Origin of the sequence: Pseudomonas capsici, from assembly GCF_017165765.1 — a bacterium.
Lineage (GTDB): Bacteria > Pseudomonadota > Gammaproteobacteria > Pseudomonadales > Pseudomonadaceae > Aquipseudomonas > Aquipseudomonas capsici.
On record NZ_JAFGZD010000004.1, the window covers coordinates 189,422 to 213,803 of the forward strand.

The window sequence follows — 24,382 nt, forward strand, 5'->3', positions numbered from 1 at the left end:
CAAAAGCCTTGCTGTATCACGTCTGAAACAGTTTTCCACAGGCCGTGGCCAGCAAATCCCAAGTTGCCCCCAAAGTCTGTTGGCGCTTCTGTGGATAAGGTGTTCGTGATCCCTTGAAGACCAATGAATACGAGGTCTTCAGACGTTTGGTCAAAAAATGAACAGTCTGGCCCTTGGTTGCAGTAATGACTAAGTCACGGTTTTTTCAGGTTTTTTGAGAGCGAGAAAATCGACTTTCCCACAATTGCTGTGGGTTGCTCTGTGGATAAGTTGTTCGTTGACGTCGGGAGGGGCCTGCCGGCCTGGGTTGTGAGGGAGTTGGATGTTTTTTGATCAACATCCAACTCCCATAAGGTCACTCGTGGTTGACCGCTACGCCTTTGAGGTAGGGCGCAGGTTCTGCACCCAGGTTTTCCAGAACCCGCGAGCTGTACCAGTCGATGAAGTTGACCACGCCGAACTCATAGGTCTTGGAGTACGGGCCGGGCTGGTAGGCGCTCGAGTTGATACCGCGCTGGTTCTCCTCGGCCAGGCGACGGTCCTGATCGTTGGTGGCGTCCCAGACTTGACGCATGCGCTCAACGTCGTAATCGACGCCTTCCACGGCATCCTTGTGCACGATCCACTTGGTCGTGACCATGGTTTCCTGGGCGCTGATCGGCCATACCGTGAAGACGATGATGTGATCGCCCATGCAGTGGTTCCAGGAGTGAGGCAGGTGCAGGATACGCATTGAGCCCAGGTCCGGGTTCTGGATACGGCCCATGAGTTTCTTGCAGCCGACCTGGCCGTCCATGGTCATGGACACGGTGCCCTTGAGCAGCGGCATGCGTACGATGCGGTTACGCAGGCCAAAACTGGCGTGGGCGTAAGGAATCTTCTCGGCATCCCAGGCGGCGGCAGAGGCGGCCACGTGGTCCTTGAAGGCCTGATCGGCGCGTGGGTCGGTCACATCGTCCCATTCGAGCAGTGTTTTCAACAGCTCCGGGTGCGAACCGTTGCAGTGATAGCACTCGCGGTTGTTCTCGATCACCAGCTTCCAGTTGGCCTTTTCCATCAAGGTGGTCTGCACCGCCACCTTGGTGTTCTCCATGTCGTAGGGTTCCATGTAGTGCTTGAGCGTGGCCAGGAACTCATCGATGGCGGGCGGGTTCTCCGCCAGACTGATGAAGATATAGCCGCCTGCGGTCTTGACGTTGATGGGCTTGAGGCTGAAGTTCTTCATGTCGAAGTCGTCGCCCATCTCGGTGCCCGCGTACAACAGGCGTCCATCCAGCTCGTAGGTCCACTGGTGGTAAGGACAGACCAGCTTGGCGACCTTGCCTTTCTCGGCTGTGCACAGCCGCGAGCCACGGTGGCGGCAGACGTTGTGGAAAGCATTCACGCTGCCATCCGGGGCGCGCACGACGAGGATCGGGTTCTTGCCGATCTGCAGCGTCAGGTAGTTGCCCTTGGCCGGGATTTCACAGGTCATGCCTGCAATCAGCCATTCCTTGTGAAAGATTTCCTGCATGTCGATTTCAAACAACCGGTCATCACTGTAGAACGGCTGTGGCAGCGAATAGGTGCGCTCGCGGTTCTGTAGCATCTCGGCAGTGGCCTTGCGTGCAGGTTCCAGCGGGTCGCCAAGGCTCAGGGTTGCGGTGATGTCCATTTTTCAATTTCCCTCATGACCGCATCGTTGGCGGCCTGCGAATGTGGCTAATACGGTTCTTTGCAGCGTTGCACGCAAGGCGATCGGGGTTCGCTCATGCAGGTGAGTTTCTTCGTGGCTGTTGAGGGCGAGTGTGGAGGTGGGCGCAGACTGAACCTTATCCATGGGCGACATGGCCGAATCCGTTCCCGACTAGGGAACCCACGGTCTGTGGGGGCTGGTCGCCGTAAGTACGTGAATGTCGTTGATAGGTAAATGCGCCTCCTGCGCGTTACGCAGAATCCTCACCATAAAGGCCGGCAGTCGGTCGTGGAGATCAAGCATGTCCCAGAATTTTCTCAGCCCGGTAACCACCCAGACATGGGCCAATGGCCGCCATCTTGTGCGAGTCGTCAAGGTGATTCAGGAAACCTGGGATGTCAGGACCTTCTGCTTCATGGCAGACCAGCCGCTCCTGTTCTTCTTCAAGCCTGGTCAGTTCGTCACACTGGAGCTGGAGATCGATGGCCTGCCCATCATGCGCTCCTACACCATCTCCAGTTCGCCGTCGGTGCCTTACAGCTTCTCGATTACCGTCAAGCGTGTTCCGGGAGGCAAGGTTTCCAATTACCTGCACGATACGCTGCATGAAGGCCAGGAGCTGGCGGTGCACGGGCCTGTCGGGCTGTTCAATGCCATCGACTTCCCCAATCCGAAGATTCTCTATCTCAGTGGCGGCGTCGGTATCACGCCGGTCATGTCCATGGCCCGCTGGTTCTACGACACCAATGCCAACGTCGACATGGTGTTCGTGCACAGCGCCCGCTCACCGAAGGACATCATCTATCATCGCGAGCTGGAACATATGGCGTCGCGGATCGATAACTTCAATCTGCATCTGATCTGTGAGAAGCACGGCCTCGGCGAGCCCTGGGCGGGTTATCGCGGTTACCTGAACCAGCGGATGCTGGAGCTGATGACGCCGGACTACAAGGATCGCGAAGTCTTCTGCTGCGGGCCGACGCCGTACATGGCTGCGGTCAAGCGCATGTTGCAGGAAAGCGGCTTCAACATGGCTCAGTACCATGAAGAATCCTTCGGAGCGACGCCGCCGGAAGTGCGCGCCGAGGCTGTGGAGCATGCCGAAATCGCTGCGGATGCGCCGGAAGTCGACGTGGCGGACCTGCATCAGGTGGAGTTCACCGAGACCGGCAAGAGCATTCGCGTCGCGCCGGGGGAAACCGTCCATGCGGCGGCTTCCAAGCTGGGCCTGATGATTCCCAAGGCCTGCGGCATGGGCATCTGTGGCACCTGCAAGGTCATGAAGCTCAGCGGCGAAGTCGAGATGGAGCACAACGGCGGTATCACCGACGAGGACGTGGAAGAGGGTTACATCCTGTCGTGCTGCAGCGTGCCGAAGGGGGATGTGCGGATCGAATACTGATCCACAGGGGCGCATCGAGTGTGCGCCCGGTTCTTACAGGTCTTACTTGTGATTCTGTTTGTAGGTCGCCAGTGCCGGCAGCAATTGCTGATCGATGGCCTGGCGTACCGCTGGCAATATGGTTGCACTGCCCGTCAGCAATTGTTCGACCAGGCGCCGCAATGCCGTGGCGCGCTCTTCGTTCAACCCACATACCGCTTGCGCGCAGGCCTGCTCTGCCGTTGAGCCACTGGGCATCTCGAACCCCAGCGCTCTGAGTTGGCTCAGCAAGTCCTCTTGATCAATCAAATCCGCGTGCATCATGACGAGTGTTCCTTTGCTCGGGTAAGGCCCTGATTCTGGTTGGGCGTCGTTGCCTCGGCAAGCCCGTCTGCCGTGGATGGCTTGATTACCTATGGGCAGGTCGCTTTCTGAACGGCCCTGTCCGGCAGAAAAGCCGATCAACGGTCAGGTTTCCGGGCTTTACCTGTTATTTCTGACAGTACCCAACCCATCGGTCCGAGTATTCAATAATCCCCTGTTATTCCTGACCCGATAAGGAGGTCGCGCTTTGGTAATGACTCATTTCATGGAGCACATCATAGATTTGGTCGTGCTTAACGTTTTGAAGGCAGCACCTGTTTTCTCGATTGATGGTCTGAACAGGCCAAGGGATTGGTGGGTTAAATGCAAAGAAAAATATTCACAGGCACGTCTTTCCTGAGCCAAAAGACAGATTTTCCCTTCCGTGAATCTTCTCCCCATGAAGCAAGACTTCTAGCCAGTATTCCTTTGAGTTTTACACCCAAGGAAATTGATGTAAGCCCGGATGAACGCATGCTTTTCGTCTCCCATGACGATGGGACCGGGGTCAGCTTTATCGATATAGAGAGCCGTGAAGTCGTATCCCGTATCCAGAGGGATTGTGTCGGCGATGTTGCCGTCAGCCCGGATGGACGCAAACTCTATGTCACCGGGCAGAATGAATGCTCTGTTATTGATATCCAGCGCAAGGCACTGGTGGCGATCCTCGACTCCGAGGGTGTCGATAAAATAGCGGCCAGCCCTGACGGGAGTTTCATATGCCTGTCGTTCCGCTATGCGCCCGGTGGTCTTGTCCGCATGATTGACGCCTTTGACTACAATGCCGAAAGCGATTTCGATCTGGGCAAAATGTCGAATGCGGTTCTGGTCATGGCAATCAGTCCGCAGGGGCATTACATCTATGCATCGGAACTTGCCGATGATCCGGACGGTATTGTCTCAATGATCGATACGCGGGATTACTCGCAAGTGGATATACCGGGTTTCAGAAACCCCTGTTCCATGTCGATCAGTGCGGATGGCAGCCTGCTGTATGTCGGCGGTTTTGATGAAATGTTCGTGACCGATACCGCAACGCACAAGATCCTGTATACGCTGGAGTTCGGTTCAAGGGGTTACCCCGTCAATATCATCGGGGGAACGCCGGATAATAGATATGTGTACGCCATTCACTCCTGCAATTTCGATCTGTACAGAATCGATACGGTTGAAAGAACAGCCACGCGTATCGATTTCTTTCACTCTGTAGGCGGCGCAGTCTTGAACCGTGAAGGTGACCGTCTCTATACCACTCATCCAGACAGGCAGTGGATTTCCGTTTATGCCCTGTAATGCAGGCAATGCCTGATCCTGTAATGTGCAACTTGTCCGAAGGGTGATCAAAGTCATTCACCCTTCGCAACCGAAAGCCCTGTCTTGTTCCCGCCCGAGTTTTGTTAAACTGCGCAGCCTTCCAGGAGCTGCCATGAATTACCGTCACGCCTTCCATGCCGGCAACCATGCCGATGTGTTCAAACACCTGACACTGACTCGCTTGATCGCCCTCATGGCGCGCAAGGAGCAACCCTTCGCCTATCTCGATACCCACGCCGGGCTGGGGCTTTACGACCTCAAGGGCGATCAGGCCACTCGCACCGGTGAATGGCTGGAAGGGATCGCACGTTTGTGGAATGCCCCCGACCTGCCCGCGCTGGCAGCCGATTACCTGCAAGTGCTGCATGACATGAACCCCGATGGCGAACTGCGGTACTACCCGGGCTCGCCGGAGCTGGCCCGTCGCCTGACCCGTGAGCGCGAGCGTGTGCTGCTCAACGAGAAACACCCCGAAGACGGGCGGTTGCTCAAGGAAAACATGAAGGGTGATCGTCGCGTGGCCGTACACCTGGGGGAAGGCTGGCATGTACCACGGGCCTTGCTGCCGGTTGCCGAGAAACGCGCGGTGATGCTGATCGACCCGCCTTTCGAGCAGCTCGATGAAATGAAACGCTGTGCAGTCGCCCTCAAGGAAGCCATTGGCCGCATGCGCCAGACCGTCGCCGCGATCTGGTATCCGGTCAAGGACCAGCGCCAGCTCAAGCGCTTCTACCAGGACCTGGCCGAAACCGGCGCGCCGAAGCTGCTGCGCGTCGAGCTTCATGTTCATCCACTGGACACCCCCGCAAGCCTCAACGGCTCAGGCCTCGCCATCGCCAACCCGCCCTGGGGGCTGGAAGAAGAACTGCGCGAACTGATGCCCTATCTGGCCGAGAAACTGGGGCAGACCCGGGGTGGCTGGACGATGGACTGGCTGATTGCGGAATAGGGGGCAGAGCTGCAAGCTACAAGCCGCAAGCTTCAAGTCAAAAGCTTGTAGCTTGTAGCTTGTAGCTTGAGCTGCCAGCTACGCTGGCAAACAAACCCCTGTCCCACCCAGCCCGCAATAACCCTGCGGGTTTTTTGCCAGGTATTGCTGGTGGTACGCCTCGGCGTAGTAGAAGGTTGGTGCCTGATCGATTTCGGTCGTGATCTCGCCCAGTCCTGCTTTGCTCAGCTCGGCCTGGAAGGCTTTTTCGCTGGCCTTGGCCGCTTCGAGCTGTTCTGGTGTGGTGCAGTAGATCACCGAGCGGTACTGGGTGCCGATGTCGTTGCCCTGGCGCATGCCCTGGGTCGGGTTGTGCGCTTCCCAGAAGATCTTGAGCAGCGATTCGTAGCTGATTTCTTCCGGCTCATACACCACCAGCACCACTTCGCTGTGGCCGGTCAGACCCGAGCAGACTTCTTCATAAGTCGGGTTTGGCGTAATGCCGCCCGCATAGCCCACGGCAGTGCTGACCACACCCGGTTGTTGCCAGAGGCGTCGTTCGGCACCCCAGAAGCAGCCCATGCCGAAGATCGCGAATTCGACCGTGCCCGAGAATGGACCCAGCAACGGGTTGCCGTTGACGAAGTGCTGTTCGGGAACGGCGATAGGTGTTTCACGGCCTGGCAGTGCCTGCTGGGCAGTGGGGAGTACATTTTTGTTCACTAGAATTTCCGAGCGAAGAGTCATGAACCATATCCTCTCGATAAGTGAAAACAGATTAGAGGGATAAACAGTCCGACAGTGTGCCCGAGAGTCCGGTGTACAGGGAAGAGGGGTCAGGCCGACGGTCGGCGCGTGTAGCGTTTCAGTTTTTCGATCAGTTCTTCGCCGGGGATCGGCTTGTCGAACAGGTAACCCTGGCCCACGTCGCAGCGATGGCGGCGCAGGAATTTCAGTTGTGCCGCCGTTTCTATGCCTTCGGCCACGACCTTGAGCTTGAGGTTGTGAGCCATGGCAATCACCGCCGAGGTGATTTCCATGTCGTCCTCGTCATCCGGAATGTCCCGGATGAAACTGCGGTCGATCTTGATCACATCGATGGGGAATTTCTTCAGGTAGCTGAAGGATGAATAGCCGGTTCCGAAGTCATCCATGGCCAGCGACAGACCGAGCTTTTTCAGCGAGTCGAGTTGCTGGCGAGTATCTTCGGTGGCTTCCAGCAGCAGGCCTTCGGTCAGTTCCAGTTCCAGCAGGGACGCATCCAGCGCTTCCTCTTCAAGAATCGAGGCGATGGACGACACCAGGTCCGGGTCCGAGAACTGCTTGGGCGAAACGTTGATCGCCACCTGCAGGTTGCCGAATCCGGCTTCGGTCAGCGCCTTGCTCATGCGACACGACTGACGGGCGACCCACTTGCCGATGGGGATGATCAGGCCGGTCTCTTCGGCCACGCTGATGAACTGATCCGGTCGGATCATGCCTTTTTCCGGATGGTTCCAGCGCAGCAGGGCTTCCATACCCAGCAGGCGGCCGCTGCGCAGGCACAACTTGGGCTGGTAGAAGACTTCGAGTTCATTCTGGGTCAGGGCGCGACGCAGGTTGTTCTCGACGAACAGCTTGTAACTGGCTTCGGCATTGAGGGCTTCGGTAAATACCTGGACCTGATGTTTGCCGTTGGCCTTGGCCTTGTGCAGCGCCAGCCCGGCGTTTTTCATCAGAGTCTGCGGGTCGCGGCCATGCAGCGGCGCACAGGCCAGGCCTACGGAGCCGGTGACGCTGATCAACTGGTTGTCGACGAACATCGGCTTGTCCAGCGTCGCCAGAACCTGACTGGCAACGTTCTGTCCGGCCTCAAGCCCGCTGCGGTCGAGCAGCACGGCAAATTCGTTACTGGCAAAGCGCGCCAGAATGTCGGACGGGCTCAAGGTATTGCGCAGACGCCGGGCCAGGCTGATAAGCAGCTTGTCACCGGTCTGATGGCCCAGGCTGTCGTTGATACGCTTGAAGTTGTCGATATCCACCAGCAACAGGCTCATGGGCGTGTCGCTGTCCCGGGCGAAGCGTTCGTCCAGATTGCGAATGAAGGCTGGCCGGTTGCCCAGATTGGTCAGGTTGTCGGTGTAAGCCAGACGCTCGATACGCTGTTGCGCCAGCTTGCTCTGGGTGATGTCTTCGTAAATGCCGATGTAATGGGTCAGTTCGCGGTTGTCGCCATACACCTTGGAAATCGACAACTGGCCCCAGTAGGGCTCCAGGTTCTTGCGTCGGCTCTTGAACTCGCCTTGCCAGCTGTTGCTCTTGTTCAGGCTGGAATTGGCATCGAGCAGCAAGGCATTGAGGTTTTCCAGAGCCGGCAGTTCCGACAGCTTGTGGCCGTGGACCTCTTCGGAGCTGTACTGGGTGATAGCGGTGAAGCTCGGGTTGACGTACTCGACCATGCCGTCGCAGTTGACCAGCAGAAAGGCGTTGGCGCTTTGCTCTACGGCCCGCTGGAACAGGTACAGCGCATTGGTGGCGGCACGTCGGCTGTGGTTGTTGATGACCTGCGCGAACTGGTCGGCCAGCTCACCGGCGAAGGTTATTTCGTCGGGCTGCCACTCGCGTTCCGAGCCGGTCTGCTCCAGGCACAGCACGCCGACCACCTGGCCATCGATGCGGATACTGGCGTCCAGAATGGCATTGACGCCGCGGGGCAGCAGGGTATCGGCTATCTCGCGGGTGCGCGGATCGTTCTGTACGTTGCTGACGTCGATCGCCCGGCTGTTGTGCAGCGCGTCCAGATAATTGGGGTACTGGCTGATGTCCAGCGGCTTGCGCACCTGATAGTCGCAGCTTTGCCGGTGATAGTCGGCAATCGACTCCAGGCGCTGCTCGTGCAGGCTCCAGATGCCGACCCGGTCGACATCGTAGATATCGCAGGCACTCTTGGTGATCAGTTCGGCGGCTTCCAGCACCGAGTTGGCGGTGTTGTAGCGGTGACGGGTCAGACGCAGGATCAGCTCCTGCTGGGCGCGAACCCTCTCCAGATGGGCGAGCTGATCGCGTTGCGCACGCTGATTGAGCTCCAGCGCGATCTGCAGGCGCGAGTTCTGGGTTTCCAGATCCGGACCGAAAGTCTGTGCTTCATCTGCGAACAGCCCCTCGACAACGAGGAAGTAGCCGCGCAGCAAATGACGATTGTGCTGTTTGTAGGCTTCACCGATTTCCAGAAGACCCAGCGGGCCTTTGGGGGTGTGCAGGGTATAGCGGACCAGATAGAAAGGAGTGGATGCCAGTTGCAACTGGATCTCGTCATGCAGCTTGTAGCGGGCCTCCGGCTCCATCAGGCTGGCGTAGGGCGAACCAATCAGGGCGCAGAGTTCCACGGCAGGCAGGCCGAACTGTTTTTCACAGTTAGGATCGAGAAACAGCAGCGCCCAATTGGCTTCATTAAGCCGCTCGAAACGCAGCATGCCCAGGCGCGAGGGCACAGGCAATTGCGTTACTACCTCGGCTGCCGTTCTGCCGGCAGCATCGGTTTGGCTTTTCATGAACAAACTCGCTTCCGGAATTCTGATCGCGGTAGGGCATTGGCCCGGATTACTTTCGCGTATGGCAAGGTTGCATCATGCGGCTCGGGCTTACAAGAGAGGGCGGTGGCTTAGTGCTATAAAAGTGTCAGCCGGTTGACCTGGTTCGCCAATAGAGTAGACAAGTGCAGAAACCGTGGAACTTTCCGAGCTACATAACCCGGACAGCGGATAAAAAAAGCCCCGCTTGAGGGCGGGGTTGAGGTTCGAGCGTGGCAGCTCGCAAATACATGGCAAAGCCCGCCATGGGGCGGGCCTGCTGAGGCTTACAGCAGAATCGTGCGGATATCCGCCAGCAATTCGCTCAAGCGCTTGGTGAAGCGGGCAGCAGCTGCGCCATTGATCACGCGGTGATCGTAGGACAGCGACAGAGGCAGCATCAGTTTCGGCTGGAAGGCTTTGCCGTCCCAGACTGGCTGGATGGTGGCCTTGGACACGCCCAGGATCGCGACTTCCGGTGCATTGACGATCGGCGTGAAGCCGGTGCCGCCAATGTGGCCGAGGCTGGAGATCGTGAAGCATGCGCCTTGCATGTCGTTCGCGGTCAGCTTCTTGTTGCGGGCCTTTTCAGCCAGTTCGGCTGCTTCGGCTGCCAGTTGCAGCAGGTTTTTCTGGTCGACGTTGCGGATCACAGGGACCAGCAGGCCGTCCGGGGTGTCCACGGCGAAGCCGATGTGCACGTATTTCTTGCGGATGACCGCTTTACCGCTTGGTGCCAGCGAAGCGTTGAAGTCCGGCAGTTCCTTGAGCAGGTGCGCGATGGACTTGAGCAGCAGTGGCAGGATGGTCAGCTTGACGCCAGCCTTCTCGGCAACGGCTTTCTGCGCGACACGGAAAGCTTCCAGGTCGGTGATGTCGGCCTGGTCGAATTGCGTGACGTGCGGAATGTTCAGCCAGCTGCGGTGCAGGCCGCTCGCGCCCAGTTGCATCAGGCGGGTCATCGGCACTTCTTCGATCTCGCCGAAACGGCTGAAATCGACTTCAGGAATCGGCTGGATGCCCGCGCCGCCGCTTGCGCCACCGGCTGGTGCTTCCTTGGCCTTCTGCATCATGGCCTTGACGTAAACCTGTACGTCTTCTTTCAGCACGCGGCCGTGTGGGCCGGTTGCGCTGACGGCGCTCAGCTCGACGCCGAACTCGCGAGCCAGTTGGCGAACCGCCGGGCCTGCGTGAACCTTGGCACCGCTTTGGGCCGGAGCCGGAGCCGGAGCTGGTGCTGCTTCGGCCTTGGCGGCAGGTGCTGGAGCCGGAGCTGCTTCAGCCTTGGCCGGAGCCGCTGCCGGAGCGCTGGCAGCCGGAGCCGGTGCAGCGGCAGGCGCTGCGCCTGCGACTTTCAGCTTCAGGATCAGGTCGCCGGTACCGACTTCCTGTTCCAGCTTGACTTCAACGCTCTCGACCACGCCTGCGGCAGGAGACGGGATCTCCATGCTGGCCTTGTCGGACTCCAGGGTGATCAGCGACTGATCGGCCTGGATGCTGTCGCCTGGCTTGACCAGGACTTCAATGATCTTGGCCTTGCCCGACGAACCGATATCAGGAACGTGGATGTCCTGAACGGTAGCGCTGGCAGCAGGTGCCGGTGCAGCGGCTGGCGCTTCGGCCGGTTTCTCGGCAGCGGCTGGAGCCGGTGCTGGTTCGGCAGCAGCAGCCGGGGCAGCCGCTTCGCCTTCGACTTCCAGCTCGAACAGCTCGTCGCCTTCTTTCAGGCGGTCGCCCAGCTTGACCTTCATGGCCTTGATGACGCCGGCCTTGGGAGCAGGGATTTCCATGCTCGCCTTGTCGGACTCCAGGGTCAGGATGCTCTGGTCTGCTTCGATGCGATCACCGACCTTGACCATCAACTCAATGACTTCACCTTCACCGTTGCCGATGTCGGGTACGCGAATTAACTCACTCACAATGTTTCTCCTTCGCAGAACCTGCTCATTCGATTGCGCCGTATCCAGTTGCAACGAAACAGCGTTGGATGCTCATTTACGGGTGTAAATTCCGCATCCTCGGCTGTTTCACGCCTTTGAACGGCGCAGGTTACCGATTTTGAAGCAGGCTCTTAACAGTCCAGTGGGTTGCGTTTTTCAGGATCGATACCGAACTTGGCAATGGCCTCGGCCACGACTTTAGGTTCGATGTCGCCACGGTCAGCCAAGGCTTCCAGAGCTGCCAGCACCACGAAGTTGCGGTCGACTTCGAAGAAGTGACGCAGCTTGCGGCGGCTGTCGCTACGGCCGAAACCGTCGGTACCCAGCACTTTGTATTCCTTGGATGGAACCCACTGACGGATCTGGTCAGCGAACAGCTTCATGTAGTCGGTGGAAGCGATGACCGGACCTTTACGGCCGCTCAGGCACTGCTCGACGTAGGTCTGCTTCGGTTTCTGGCCAGGGTGCAGACGGTTCGAGCGTTCTACCGCCAGGCCGTCACGGCGCAGTTCGTTGAAGCTGGTGACGCTCCATACATCGGCGCCGATGTTGAACTCGTCGCGCAGGATCTTCGCCGCTTCGCGGACTTCACGCAGGATGGTACCCGAGCCCAGCAGTTGAACGTGGTGAGCAGCAGCCCTGGTGTCTTCTTCGAGCAGGTACATGCCCTTGATGATGCCTTCCTCGGCGCCTGCCGGAATGGCTGGCTGGGTGTAGGCTTCGTTCATCACGGTGATGTAGTAGAAGATGTCCTGTTGTTCTTCGGTCATCTTCTTCATGCCGTCCTGAATGATCACCGCCAGCTCGTAGCCGTAGGTCGGATCATAGGTGCGGCAGTTTGGAACGGTGGCAGCCAGGATGTGGCTGTGGCCGTCTTCGTGCTGCAGGCCTTCGCCGTTGAGCGTGGTGCGGCCGGCGGTGCCGCCGATCAGGAAACCACGGGTACGGCTGTCGCCAGCGGCCCATGCCAGATCGCCGATACGCTGGAAGCCGAACATCGAGTAGAAGATGTAGAACGGCAGCATCGGCTGGTTGTGGTTGCTGTACGAAGTACCGGCAGCGATGAACGACGACATGGCGCCGGCTTCGTTGATGCCTTCTTCGAGGATCTGGCCCTTCTTGTCTTCGCGGTAGAACATCACCTGGTCTTTATCGACTGGCTCGTAGAGCTGGCCGACGGACGAGTAGATGCCCAACTGACGGAACATGCCTTCCATACCGAAGGTACGGGCTTCGTCCGGGATGATCGGAACGATGCGCTGGCCGATTTCCTTGTCCTTGACCAGTTGCGCCAAGATGCGCACGAAGGCCATGGTGGTGGAGATTTCGCGGTCGCCCGAGCCGTCCAGAATCGCTTTCAGCGTTTCCAGTGGTGGCGTCGGGATGCTGATGCTCTTGGCGCGGCGCTGTGGTACGAAACCGCCCAGGGCGCTGCGGCGCTCGGCCAGGTACTTGGCTTCGGCGCTGCCTTCTTCCGGACGGAAGAACGGCAGGTTTTCCAGATCGGCGTCCTTGATCGGCACGTCGAAGCGGTCACGGAAGTGACGCAGGCTGTCGACATCGACTTTCTTGGTGTTGTGCGCGGTGTTCTTGGCTTCGCCTGCACCGGTACCGTAACCCTTGATGGTCTTGGCCAGGATGACAGTCGGCTGGTCCTTGTGGTTGACCGCCTGATGGTAGGCCGCGTAGACCTTGTACGGGTCGTGACCGCCACGGTTGAGTTTCCAGATCTCGTCGTCGGACAGGTCTTCGACCATGGCCTTGAGCTCAGGCGTGTTGAAGAAGTGCTCGCGAACGAACGCTCCGTCTTTTGCCTTGTAGTTCTGGTACTCGCCGTCGATGACTTCGTCCATGCGGCGTTGCAGGGCACCGTTGGTGTCCTTGGCCAGCAGCGGGTCCCAGAAACGGCCCCAGATGACCTTGTTGACGTTCCACTGGGCACCACGGAACACGCCTTCGAGTTCCTGGATGATCTTGGCGTTGCCGCGAACCGGGCCGTCGAGGCGCTGCAGGTTGCAGTTGATGACGAAGATCAGGTTGTCCAGCTTCTCGCGACCGGCCAGGGCGATTGCGCCCAGGGATTCCGGCTCGTCGGTCTCGCCGTCGCCCAGGAAGCACCATACCTTCTGCTTGCCTGCCGGGATGTAGCCGCGGTTTTCCAGGTACTTCATGAAACGCGCCTGGTAGATCGCCTGGATCGGACCCAGACCCATGGAGACGGTCGGGAACTGCCAGAAATCAGGCATCAGCCATGGGTGCGGGTACGAGGACAGGCCATTGCCATCGACTTCCTGACGGAAGTTGTTCATCTGGTCTTCGCTGATGCGGCCTTCGAGGAACGCACGGGCATAGATGCCCGGAGAGGCGTGGCCCTGGAAGTAGATCAGGTCGCCGCCGTGCTCGTCGGTCGGGGCCTGGAAGAAGTAGTTGAAACCGATGTCATACAGCGTCGCGCTGGAAGCGAAGCTGGAAATGTGACCGCCCAGGTCCGGGTCGTTCAGGTTGGTCTTGACGACCATTGCCAATGCGTTCCAGCGTACCAGCGAGCGAATGCGGCGTTCCATGAACAGGTCGCCAGGCATGCGTGCTTCGTGGGTAACCGGAATGGTGTTGCGGTATGGCGTGGTGATGGCGTACGGCAGCTGCGAACCACTTCTAGTGGCCAGCTCGCCCATACGGGTCATCAGGTAATGAGCACGGTCTTCGCCTTCTTTGTCGAGAACCGATTCCAGGGCGTCCAGCCATTCCTGGGTTTCGACGGGATCGAGGTCTTGCATGGCTTGCTCCAGGGCGGAAAGGCTTCCAGAATCGGTTGCCTGAGTTTGCGACTGGCCTTTTGGGCAGACGACATAAAATTCTTGGATTACCGGAGGGTTGTTCCGGCGGCGTGTAGTTTTACTACAAATCGACGACCATTTCAGCCCTTCGAGTTACATGCTCAGTAGTAAAACTACAGAGAAGCGACCAAATCGCTCCTGTCTTGTTGTGAGATAAAACGTTACCGTTGATGCGAATTTTATAATCCGTGGTGAAAAATTGGTTCATTCTGCTAACGGTTCATATTTTTCAGCAATTTATAACTTTTGTTCTACATTCGGCGGTTGCGCATGAAACTTGCTGACATGGCAGGTAGCCCACTGCACGCCGATCAAGGATAGACCATGAGCCTACCTTCGCTGGCCGATTTTCCGGCCATCCTGCTGCCTTTAGTTACCCGTGCACAACAGACATTTCGTACAGCGCTGGCTGCGCTGCCAGACGATTCGCTGGCGGCTTTCGAAGCCTGGCCCGAGTCGCGCCGCAAGGCATTCGATCGCGTCTGTGCATCCAGCGACTTCGTCACCGAACAGGTTTGCCGCGACCCGCGCATGCTGCTGGAACTGGCAGAGTCAGGCGAGCTGGAGCGCAGTTTCAGCGTGGGCGAACTGCGCGGGCAAATAGCTGCCGCCGTACAGGCTGCCAGCAGCGATGATGAACTGGGGCGTAATCTACGTCGCCAGCGCATGCGTCAGCAAGTGCGGATTATCTGGCGCGATCTTACCCGTCAGGCAGCACTGATCGAAACCTGTCGCGATTTATCCGAGATGGCAGATGGCTCCATCGATCTGGCGTATCAGTGGCTGTACGAGCGTCACTGCCAGTTGCTCGGCACCCCGACCGGGCGTCGCAGCGGTCAGCCACAGCATATGGTCATCCTCGGCATGGGCAAGCTGGGGGCGGTTGAACTGAACCTGTCTTCGGATATCGACCTTATCTTCGCTTACCCCGAAGGCGGCGAAACGGTGGGTGCCAAGCGTGCACTGGATAATCAGGAGTTTTTCATCCGTCTGGGCCAGCGGCTGATCAAGGCGCTGGACCCTGTGACCGTCGATGGCTTCGTATTCCGTGTCGACATGCGCCTGCGGCCTTACGGTTCATCGGGGGCGCTGGTGCTGAGCTTCAATGCCCTTGAGCAGTATTACCAGGATCAGGGGCGTGACTGGGAGCGCTACGCCATGATCAAGGCCCGCGTCGTGGGCGGCGATCAGGCGGCTGGCGAGCAACTGCTGCAAATGCTGCGTCCGTTTGTGTACCGCCGTTACCTGGACTTCTCCGCCATCGAAGCGCTGCGCACCATGAAGCAGTTGATCCAGCAGGAGGTGCGGCGCAAGGACATGGCCGAGAACATCAAGCTGGGCGCTGGCGGCATTCGTGAAGTGGAATTCATTGCCCAGGCCTTCCAGCTGATTCACGGTGGTCGTGACCTGAGCCTGCAGCAGCGTCCGTTGTTCAAGGTGCTGAAGACCCTTGAAGGGCAGGGCTATCTGCCTTCTGCCGTGACCGACGAGTTGCGCGAAGGTTACGAATTCCTGCGTTACACCGAGCATGCCATCCAGGCCATTGCCGACCGTCAGACCCAGATGTTGCCGGACAACGAACAGGATCAGGCACGTATTGCCTTCATGCTGGGCTTTGCCGACTGGTCGGCCTTCCATGAACGACTGATGCACTGGCGCAGTCGTGTGTCATGGCATTTCCGTCAGGTGATTGCCGACCCGGACGCCGATGCCGACGATGAGCAACCGGATGACGACGAAGTCATCGTGGGCGGTGAATGGCTGCCGCTGTGGCAGGAGTCCCAGGATGAAGAAGCCGCGTGCCGTCAGTTGTCCCAGGCCGGCTTTGTCGATGCCGACAAGACTATCCGGCAACTGGCTACACTGCGCGGCAGTCCGCAGTTACGTTCGATGCAGCGTCTGGGGCGCGAGCGTCTGGATGCCTTCATTCCGCGTCTGCTGGCCCAGGCGGTCGAACATCAAAACCCGGATCTGGTCATCGAGCGGGTATTGCCGCTGGTCGAAGCGGTAGCGCGGCGTTCGGCTTATCTGGTGCTGCTCACTGAAAATCCCGATGCCTTGCGGCGTTTGCTGACTTTATGTGCGGCCAGCCCATGGATTGCGGAGCAGATTGCACGCTACCCGTTACTGCTCGACGAATTGCTCAACGAAGGGCGTCTGTTCAATCCGCCACTGGCACCGGAACTGGCGGCCGAGTTGCACGAGCGGCTGATCCGCATCCCCGAGGATGATCTGGAGCAACAGATGGAGGCTCTGCGGCATTTCAAGCTGGCCCATCGTCTGCGGGTGGCGGCCTCCGAGATTTCCGGCAGCTTGCCGCTGATGAAAGTCAGCGATTACCTGACCTGGCTGGCCGAGGCGATTCTGGAGCAGGTCCTGGCCCTGGCCTGGCGGCATACCGTTGCCCGGCACGGCACGCCTTCGCGTCCCGACGGTAGCCTGTGCGATCCGAGTTTTGTCATCGTCGGTTACGGAAAAGTCGGGGGGATCGAGCTGGGGCATGGCTCGGACCTGGATCTGGTCTTCATTCATGATGGCGACCCGCAGACCGAAACCGATGGTGCCAAACCCATCGATGGTGCGCAGTTCTTCACCCGTCTGGGCCAGCGCATCATTCACTTGCTGACAACCCAGACCAACTCCGGCCAGCTCTATGAAGTCGATATGCGGCTGCGGCCATCCGGGGCGTCCGGTCTGTTGGTCAGTTCCCTCGGGGCTTTCAGTCGTTATCAGGAAAATGAAGCCTGGACCTGGGAGCATCAGGCACTGGTGCGTGCACGGGTGCTGGTCGGCAGCCCCGATGTGGGTAACGAGTTCGGTAAGGTCCGGGCCACGGTTCTGGGGCGCGAGCGCGATCTGGACAAGCTTCGTGCAGAAGTCAGCGAGATGCGCGCCAAGATGCGTGACAGCCTGGGGACTAAACTGACCGGGGCAGGAACGGCGGCCAATGCTTTCGATCCGGCCATGGTGTTCGACCTCAAGCAGGATGCCGGTGGTATCGTCGATATCGAATTTATGGTGCAATACGCGGCCTTGGCGTGGTCCAGAGAGCATCCCGCCCTGCTGCGCTACACCGATAACATTCGTATTCTCGAAGGCCTCGAAGAGGCCGGGTTGCTGCCTGATGTCGATGCCAGCCTGTTGCGCGAAGCCTATAAGGCATACCGTGCAGCGGCGCACCGTCAGGCCTTGCAGAACCAGGCCGGAACAGTGGCCGGTGATCAGTTTGAAGTCGAGCGGCGCGAAGTGATGCGGATCTGGGCAGGTCTGGGACTGACCTGAACCAAGTTGCAGGAGCGGATTCATCCGCGAAGGGACGTTCCTGCGTTTATCAAACGCTATATATAGCTATGACAGGGAGGCGTCAGGTTGTGTGGGAAGGTCACGCAATCTGAAAGCCTCCCTGGCTGTTTTTGGATCGAGCATGAAAATTTTGATCGTTGGGCCTAGCTGGGTCGGTGACATGGTGATGGCGCAAACGCTGTTCCAGTGCCTGAAGCAGCGTCATCCCTGCGAAATCGATGTGCTGGCTCCGGAGTGGAGCCGTCCGCTGCTGGAGCGCATGCCTGAAGTGCGTGCTGCCTTGAGCTTTCCGCTGGGGCACGGTGCGCTTGAGCTGGCGACCCGACGCCGGATCGGCAAGTCCCTGGCCGGTCAATACGATCAGGCCATTCTGCTGCCCAACTCCCTGAAGTCGGCGCTGGTGCCTTTTTTCGCAGGCATTCCCAAGCGTACCGGCTGGCGAGGCGAGTTCCGCTACGGGCTGCTCAACGATGTGCGGATCCTGGACAAACAGCGCTATCCCTTGATGATCGAGCGTTTCATGGCGATGGCGTTCGACAAGGGCGCCGAATTGCCGCGTCCTTATCCCAAACCGAGCCTGCAGATCGACACCCAGGTGCGGGATGCTGCACTGGCCAAGTTCGGCCTGACCCAGGATCGTCCGGTGCTGGCGCTATGCCCAGGTGCCGAGTTCGGTGAGTCCAAGCGCTGGCCGTCCGAGCACTATGCCCAGGTAGCCGAGTCCCGGATTCGTGAAGGCTGGCAGGTCTGGCTGTTCGGCTCGAAAAAGGATCATCCGGTTGGCGAGAGCATTCGCGAATATCTGATCCCCGGTCTGCGCGAAGAGGCCGTCAACCTGAGCGGTGAAACGTCCCTGGCCGAAGCCATCGACTTGCTGTCCTGCGCCGATGCGGTCGTCTCCAACGACTCCGGGCTGATGCACGTGGCGGCTGCGCTGAACCGTCCGCTGGTGGCGGTCTACGGTTCCACATCGCCGGGCTTTACGCCGCCTCTGGCCGATGAAGTCGAGATCGTGCAACTGGGGATCGAATGCAGCCCCTGTTTCGAGCGCACCTGCCGTTTCGGCCACTACAACTGCATGCGCCTGCTTGAGCCGGATTCTGTGGTTCAGGCATTGGGTCGCCTGGGTGGCACTCCGGTGGAGGTCGCCTGACTTTGCGGGTATTGCTGATCAAGACTTCTTCGCTGGGCGATGTGATTCATGCCTTGCCGGCGTTGACCGATGCGGCGCAGGCACTGCCGGGCATTCAGTTCGACTGGGTGGTGGAAGAGGGCTTTGCCGAGATTCCCACCTGGCATCCTGCTGTGGATAAAGTGATTCCGGTGGCGATCCGCCGCTGGCGCAAGAACCTGTGGCAGACCTTCAAGACCGGCGAATGGAACGGCTTCAAACAGCGCTTGCGCGAAACCCGTTATGACGTAGTCATCGACGCCCAGGGCCTGTTCAAGAGCGCCTGGCTGACCCGTTACGTCAATGCCCCCGTCGCGGGCCTGGACAGACACTCGGCACGCGAGCCCATTGCCAGTCGCTTCTATGACCGGCCTTACCCGGTAGCGCGTGGGCAGCATGCCGTGGAGCGGTTGCGCCAGTTGTTCGCTCAGGCACTGGGTTATCCGCTGCCGGCGGGCCTGGGCAATTACGGCCTCAAACGCCTGTCGGCACTGGATGAAACGCTGCAAGCGCCCTTCGTGCTGTTTCTGCATGGCACCACCTGGGCCACCAAGCACTGGCCCGAGGAATACTGGCGGCAACTGGCGCAGCTGATGGCTGCCCGAGGGCTGCAAGTGCGTCTGCCGTGGGGCAACCCGGCAGAAAAGGCCCGTGCCGAGCGGATTGCCGAAGGGCTGGAACATGCGCAGGTCTTGCCGAAGCTGAATCTGGCGGGTGTCGCCAGGGTTCTGGCCAGTGCGCAGGCCTGTGTCGCGGTGGATACCGGTATCGGTCATCTGGCCGCGGCACTGGATGTGCCGACCATTTCCCTGTTCGGGCCGACCAATCCCGGCCTGACCGGTGCCTACGGCAAATCTCAGGTGCATCTGGCCGGTGATTACCCGGCGTGCGCCCCTTGCCTGCAAAAGAAATGCACCTATCAACCGACGGCTGACGATCAGCAGCGGTTTGACCTCAAACGCGAGTGGCCCATGTGCTTCACTCGCTTGAATCCCGAGCGGGTAGCGAGCCAGTTGGGCGCGCTGTTGCTGGCAAAGGAACACAACTGATGCAACTGGCTTTCGTACTCTACAAATATTTCCCGTTCGGCGGCCTGCAGCGCGACTTCATGCGCATTGCCCTGGAGTGCCAGGCGCGCGGCCACCAGATTCGCGTCTACACCCTGATCTGGGAAGGCGATGTGCCGCCTGGCTTCGAAGTGCTGGTGGCGCCGGTCAAGGCGTTCTTCAACCATCGACGCAACGAGAAGCTCAGCGCCTGGATGGAAGCGGATCTGGCCAGGCGCCCGGTCGATCGCCTGATCGGCTTCAACAAGATGCCCGGTCTGGACGTGTATTACGCCGCCGATGGCTGTTTCGAGGACAAGGCGCAGAACCTGCGTAATTCCCTCTACCGCAAATGGGGCCGTTATCGCCATTTTGCCGAGTACGAGCGGGCAGTATTCGCAAAGGACGCGAAAACTCAGGTACTGATGATTTCCGAAGTGCAGCAGCCGCTGTTCATCAAGCATTACGACACGCCATTGTCGCGTTTTCATCTGCTGCCGCCGGGCATCTCTCAGGATCGCCGTGCGCCGCCCGATGCGCCGCAGATTCGCGCCGGGTTCCGGGAGGAGTTCGGGCTGGCCGCCGATGACCTGCTGCTGGTGCAGATCGGTTCGGGTTTCAAGACCAAAGGCGTGGATCGCAGCCTCAAGGCGCTGGCCGCCTTGCCTGCCGAACTTAAAAAACGTACGCGCCTGTTTGTAATCGGCCAGGACGACCCCAAAGTATTCCAGCTGCAAAGCGCAGCACTGGGGCTGGGCGAACAGGTGACCTTCATGAAAGGGCGTAGCGATATTCCGCGTTTCCTGCTCGGCGCCGATCTGCTGATTCATCCGGCGTATAACGAGAACACCGGCACCGTGCTGCTCGAGGCACTGGTGGCCGGCCTGCCGGTACTGGTCAGTGCGGTCTGTGGCTACGCTCATTACATTGCCGAAGCCGACAGCGGTCTGGTGCTGGACGATCCGTTCGAGCAGGCGCAGCTCAACGGTTATCTGGCGAAGATGCTCGAAGACGATGCCGCACGTCGCAGCTGGGGCGCGAACGGCCTGGCGTTCGCCGATACCGCTGACCTCTACAGCATGCCGCAGCACGCTGCCGATGTGATACTGGCGGAGCACGATCAATGAAGCTGCACCTCTCTGAGCCTTTCAAGAGCCTGTGGGCCGGGCGCGATGCATTCACCGAGGTCGAGGCGCTTGAAGGTCAGGTGTATCGCGAACTGGAAGGGCGTCGCACGCTTCGGACCGAGGTCGATGGGCGCGGCTACTTCGTCAAGATTCATCGTGGCATCGGCTGGAGTGAAATCGCCAAGAATCTGGTGACCGCCAAGCTGCCGGTGCTGGGTGCAGGCCAGGAATGGGAGGCGATTGCGCGTCTCAAGGAAGCCGGCGTGCCGACCATGACCGCCGTGGCCTATGGCGAACGTGGCAGCAATCCGGCTGCCCAGCATTCGTTCATCGTCACCGAAGAACTGGCCCCTACCGAAAGCCTGGAGGATTTCAGCATCAACTGGCGCAACGAGCCGCCCGAGCCGCGCCTGAAGCGCGCATTGATTGCCGAAGTCGCACGCATGGTCGGGATGATGCACCGTGCCGGAGTCAATCACCGGGACTGCTACATCTGCCACTTCCTGCTGCATACCGACAAACCGGTGACTGCCGACGATTTCAGGCTCTCGGTCATCGATCTGCACCGTGCCCAGACCCGGCGTGCGATCACGCCGCGCTGGCGTAACAAGGATCTGGCCGCGCTGTATTTCTCGGCGCTGGACATCGGTCTTACCCGACGCGACAAACTGCGTTTTCTCAAGGGCTACTTCCAGAGGCCATTGCGCGAAGTGCTGGCTCGGGAAGCGCCATTGCTGCGTTGGCTGGATAAAAAGGCGGACAAGTTGTATCAGCGTAAATTGCGTTACGGAGATGCGCTCTGATGGCGGGCTGGAATCTTGAGCCGGAATACGCCTTCCTGGCTGAGGACTTCGGTAGTCTGGACGCGGTTTTTGCCTTGCAGGGCGAACAACTGACCAGCGATCTGCTCTCCGAAGTGATTCGTGTGGAGCGCAGCGGCGTGACCTATTACGTCAAGCGCTACACCGGGGCCGGTAAAGGCCTGCGTCGCTATCTGGGGCGGCCACGGGTCAAATCCGAATGGCAGAATCTCAAGCGCTTCGCCAAATGGGGAATTCCGACTGCCGACGTCGTGGCCTGGGGCCTGGAGCGCAAGGGCGCGGCTTATGATCGTGGCGCGCTGATCACTCGCGAGCTGCCGCGTACCGAAGACCTGTCCGAGCTGGCCCGGCACAAGGACTCGCGGCTGGCGGATCGTGCCTGGGTCGATGTCATCAGCCGGCAACTGGCGCGCTGCACCCGGATCATGCACGACCAGCATTTCACGCATAACGATCTGAAGTGGCGCAATCTGCTGGTCGACGATCAGGACAGGCTGTTTTTCATCGATTGCCCCAACGGTGCCTTCTGGTGGAGCTTCATGCTTCGCTACCGGATCACCAAGGATCTGGCCTGTCTGGACAAGGTCGCCAAATACCATTTATCCGCCACCCAGCGACTGCGCTTCTATCTGCAGTATCGGCAGCGGGAGCGTTTGAATGCTTCCGACAAGAAGCGTATTCGTCATATCGTCAGTTTTTTCGAGGGGCGCGAATGAGCGTTTTCATTGCCGATTCCGACCGTGCCCTGCTTGAACGCCATGGTCTGGCCGATTTTCAGGCGCTGTGGAATGTAAAGCTCGATGCCGTCGATGAGCCCAATACCGGGCGTGGCGGCTGGAGCAGTGTGTTTCGTCTGGAGCTGGAGGGGCAGGGGTTCTATCTGAAGCGCCAGAGCAATTACCTGACCCATACGCTGCATCACCCGTTCGGTGAGCCGTCGTTCTCCCGAGAGTTTCGCAATATCAGACGCTACCAGAAGCTGGGTATCCCGGCTTTGCAGGCGGTGTTCTATGGCGACAGCAAGGTCGATGGCGAGCGCCGGGCGATTCTGATGACCCGTGCGCTGGATGGCTGGACGGATCTGTATGTCCTGCTTGAGCAATGGCCCAGTCTGGACGCCAGTCAGCAAACCGCAATCATCGAGGCCTGTGGGCAACTGGCCCGCACCCTGCACCAGGCCCGGCAGGTTCATGGCTGTTTCTATCCCAAGCATATTTTCCTGCAGGCCCGTGGCGATACTTACGTGGCGCAACTGATCGATCTGGAGAAAACCCGCCCGGTCTTCTTCGGCAAGCGTGATCTGATCAAGGATCTGGAGCCCTTGCTGCGTCGTGCGACGGCATGGGGAGCCGACGAGTTGCGTGTGTTGCTTGCCGCCTATCTGCAGGCCGCTCCCGACAGCGCTCAGGTCGATGCCTGGTGCCTGCGTCTGGGGCAGCGTGGTCAACACAAGCGCGACCTTCACCAGCGCGACAACAAAGAGGCACGCTGATGCGTTTGTCTGAACTCAAGAATGCCGGACGCACACCTGAGCTGCCCCTGAACGTGACCCTGGCCGACGCCATTGGCCCGGCCGACCTGCAACTCCTGACGCTGCTGCGCGTGCTGCCGGGTCAGCGCTATGTCGGCGCGGGTGTCTGGCGTGGCCGCACGGTGCTGGCGAAGCTGCTGGTGGGCAACAAGGCCGCCCGGCATTTTCAGCGTGAGCTGGATGGCGTCCGCCTGCTGGCCGAGCAAGGCCTGACCACGCCGCTGCTGCTGGCCGATGGCTTGCAGGACGGTGAAGGCGGCTGGTTGCTGTTCGAGTTTCTGGATGGTGCCGAAAGCCTGGGCGATGCCTGGGAGCAGGTTCGGAATCTGCCGCCGCTGGCCGATGAGCAGCAGTCGGTGCTGGGGGAAGCGCTGTCAGCCGTTGCCCTGTTGCATGCCAGGGGCTTGTGGCAGGAAGACCTGCACCTGGACAACCTGCTGCGCCATAACGGCCAGTTGTATCTGATCGACGGTGCCGGTATTCGTGCCGAAGAAGCAGGCAAGCCGTTATCCCGACAGGCCGTGCTGGAAAACCTCGGCGTGTTTTTCGCTCAGTTGCCCAAGGCGCTGGAGCCTTTCACTGAAGAGTTGCTGGTGCACTACCTGTTGAGCAATGCCGAACACGCCTTGCCCATGGAAGCCCTGCAGAAGCAGATCGACAAGGTGCGCAGCTGGCGTCTGAAGGATTACCTGAACAAGACCGGCCGTGATTGCAGCCTGTTCAGCGTTGTAGACAGCGCTTCACAATTTCGCGCGATTCGTCGTGAAGAAGAGGCTGCTTTGCTGCCGGTGCTGGAGCAGGCCGATGCCTTGCTCGACAAGGGCCATCTGTACAAGACCGGTGGTGCGGCCAGCGTAGGCCGGGTTGAGGTCAATGGTCGCACGCTGGTTATCAAACGCTACAACATCAAGAATTTCAGCCACTGGCTCAAACGCTTCTGGCGTCCGAGCCGTGCCTGGCATTCCTGGCGTGAGGCCAATCGGCTGGAGTTTCTGGGTATTGCCACGCCCAGACCGCTGGCGGTGCTGGAGCAGCGTGTACTGGGCCTGCGTCGCAAGGCGTATCTGGTGACCGAGTTTCTGCAGGGACCCGATATCATCAAGCGGTTCGCACCTCATGTCGAATCGGGTGAGGTGCCGGAGAATGAGCTGCTGGCGCTGGTGCAGCTTTTCGAGCAATTGATCCGTGAGCGCATCAGCCATGGCGACTTCAAGGGACATAACCTGTTCTGGCATGAAGATCGTTGGGCCTTGATCGATCTGGACGCCATGCAGCAACACGCTTCCCAGTCGTCCTTTGCCGCTGCATTCGCCCGCGATCGTGCGCGTTTCATGCGCAACTGGCCGGTGGACAGTGCGCTGCACCGGTTGCTGGAGCAGCGCTTGCCAAGATAGGGC

At 59.5% G+C, this 24,382-nt stretch carries 17 protein-coding genes; 11 read left to right on the forward strand and 6 right to left on the reverse strand.

Annotated elements, in window-relative coordinates; genetic code table 11:
- Positions 1-355: 355 nt before the first annotated feature.
- Entirely contained in the window at positions 356-1,654 is a 1,299-nt protein-coding gene (gbcA, locus tag JSY17_RS07345; RefSeq protein WP_117181698.1) for a glycine-betaine demethylase subunit GbcA, read from the reverse strand.
- 322 nt (positions 1,655-1,976) lie between these two features.
- Here gbcA and gbcB point away from each other — a divergent pair, with 322 nt between their 5' ends.
- Positions 1,977-3,077, forward strand: a complete 1,101-nt coding sequence (gbcB, locus tag JSY17_RS07350; protein ID WP_117167262.1) for a glycine-betaine demethylase subunit GbcB — start codon at positions 1,977-1,979, stop codon at positions 3,075-3,077.
- Positions 3,078-3,119: 42 nt separating this feature from the next.
- Here the strand turns inward: gbcB and JSY17_RS07355 are convergent, their stop codons facing one another.
- The gene (locus tag JSY17_RS07355; protein WP_117181696.1) at positions 3,120-3,380 is read right to left on the reverse strand and encodes a hypothetical protein; all 261 of its coding nucleotides are present in this window, start codon (positions 3,378-3,380) and stop codon (positions 3,120-3,122) included.
- A gap of 363 nt (positions 3,381-3,743) precedes the next feature.
- On the opposite strand from JSY17_RS07355, the gene JSY17_RS07360 reads away from it, so the two are divergent.
- Positions 3,744-4,712, forward strand: a complete 969-nt coding sequence (locus JSY17_RS07360) for a WD40 repeat domain-containing protein (RefSeq protein WP_232849325.1) — start codon at positions 3,744-3,746, stop codon at positions 4,710-4,712.
- 133 nt (positions 4,713-4,845) lie between these two features.
- The gene (locus JSY17_RS07365; protein WP_117181694.1) at positions 4,846-5,682 is read left to right on the forward strand and encodes a 23S rRNA (adenine(2030)-N(6))-methyltransferase RlmJ; all 837 of its coding nucleotides are present in this window, start codon (positions 4,846-4,848) and stop codon (positions 5,680-5,682) included.
- A 78-nt stretch (positions 5,683-5,760) separates the two neighbouring features.
- Here JSY17_RS07365 and msrA read toward each other — a convergent pair whose 3' ends face one another.
- The 4 genes from msrA to aceE form a co-directional block, all read right to left on the reverse strand.
- Positions 5,761-6,408: a peptide-methionine (S)-S-oxide reductase MsrA gene (msrA, locus tag JSY17_RS07370; protein ID WP_117167265.1), complete on the reverse strand. Its 648-nt coding sequence runs from the start codon at positions 6,406-6,408 to the stop codon at positions 5,761-5,763.
- A gap of 89 nt (positions 6,409-6,497) precedes the next feature.
- The gene (locus JSY17_RS07375) at positions 6,498-9,191 is read right to left on the reverse strand and encodes a sensor domain-containing phosphodiesterase (protein WP_117181693.1); all 2,694 of its coding nucleotides are present in this window, start codon (positions 9,189-9,191) and stop codon (positions 6,498-6,500) included.
- Between the two features lie 305 nt (positions 9,192-9,496).
- Positions 9,497-11,128 carry a dihydrolipoyllysine-residue acetyltransferase gene (gene aceF / locus JSY17_RS07380; RefSeq protein ID WP_206401533.1) on the reverse strand — a complete coding sequence of 544 codons (1,632 nt, stop codon included), beginning with the start codon at positions 11,126-11,128 and terminating at the stop codon, positions 9,497-9,499.
- Between the two features lie 152 nt (positions 11,129-11,280).
- Positions 11,281-13,926 (reverse strand): pyruvate dehydrogenase (acetyl-transferring), homodimeric type, encoded by a 2,646-nt coding sequence (aceE, locus tag JSY17_RS07385; protein WP_117186697.1) that lies wholly within the window; start codon positions 13,924-13,926, stop codon positions 11,281-11,283.
- A 384-nt stretch (positions 13,927-14,310) separates the two neighbouring features.
- Between aceE and glnE the strand changes: the two genes are divergently transcribed.
- From glnE to JSY17_RS07425, 8 genes are all read left to right on the forward strand, one after another.
- Positions 14,311-17,268 (forward strand): bifunctional [glutamate--ammonia ligase]-adenylyl-L-tyrosine phosphorylase/[glutamate--ammonia-ligase] adenylyltransferase, encoded by a 2,958-nt coding sequence (gene glnE / locus JSY17_RS07390; RefSeq protein ID WP_206401532.1) that lies wholly within the window; start codon positions 14,311-14,313, stop codon positions 17,266-17,268.
- A gap of 142 nt (positions 17,269-17,410) precedes the next feature.
- The gene (waaF, locus tag JSY17_RS07395) at positions 17,411-18,442 is read left to right on the forward strand and encodes a lipopolysaccharide heptosyltransferase II (RefSeq protein ID WP_206401531.1); all 1,032 of its coding nucleotides are present in this window, start codon (positions 17,411-17,413) and stop codon (positions 18,440-18,442) included.
- A 2-nt stretch (positions 18,443-18,444) separates the two neighbouring features.
- Complete coding sequence (gene waaC, locus JSY17_RS07400; protein WP_206401529.1) at positions 18,445-19,509, forward strand: lipopolysaccharide heptosyltransferase I; 1,065 nt, start codon at positions 18,445-18,447, stop codon at positions 19,507-19,509.
- The gene (locus tag JSY17_RS07405) at positions 19,509-20,633 is read left to right on the forward strand and encodes a glycosyltransferase family 4 protein (protein ID WP_206401528.1); all 1,125 of its coding nucleotides are present in this window, start codon (positions 19,509-19,511) and stop codon (positions 20,631-20,633) included. The genes waaC and JSY17_RS07405 overlap by 1 nt, the downstream gene beginning before the upstream one ends.
- The gene (gene rfaP, locus JSY17_RS07410) at positions 20,630-21,436 is read left to right on the forward strand and encodes a lipopolysaccharide core heptose(I) kinase RfaP (RefSeq protein ID WP_206401527.1); all 807 of its coding nucleotides are present in this window, start codon (positions 20,630-20,632) and stop codon (positions 21,434-21,436) included. Before JSY17_RS07405 ends, rfaP begins: the two co-directional genes overlap by 4 nt.
- On the forward strand, positions 21,436-22,170 hold the full coding sequence (locus tag JSY17_RS07415) for a lipopolysaccharide kinase InaA family protein (RefSeq protein ID WP_117186692.1): 735 nt from the start codon (positions 21,436-21,438) through the stop codon (positions 22,168-22,170). The genes rfaP and JSY17_RS07415 overlap by 1 nt, the downstream gene beginning before the upstream one ends.
- Positions 22,167-22,946, forward strand: coding sequence for a lipopolysaccharide kinase InaA family protein (locus JSY17_RS07420; protein WP_206401526.1), 780 nt, complete (start codon positions 22,167-22,169; stop codon positions 22,944-22,946). Before JSY17_RS07415 ends, JSY17_RS07420 begins: the two co-directional genes overlap by 4 nt.
- Positions 22,946-24,379: a lipopolysaccharide kinase InaA family protein gene (locus JSY17_RS07425; protein WP_200977570.1), complete on the forward strand. Its 1,434-nt coding sequence runs from the start codon at positions 22,946-22,948 to the stop codon at positions 24,377-24,379. Before JSY17_RS07420 ends, JSY17_RS07425 begins: the two co-directional genes overlap by 1 nt.
- Positions 24,380-24,382: the final 3 nt, after the last annotated feature.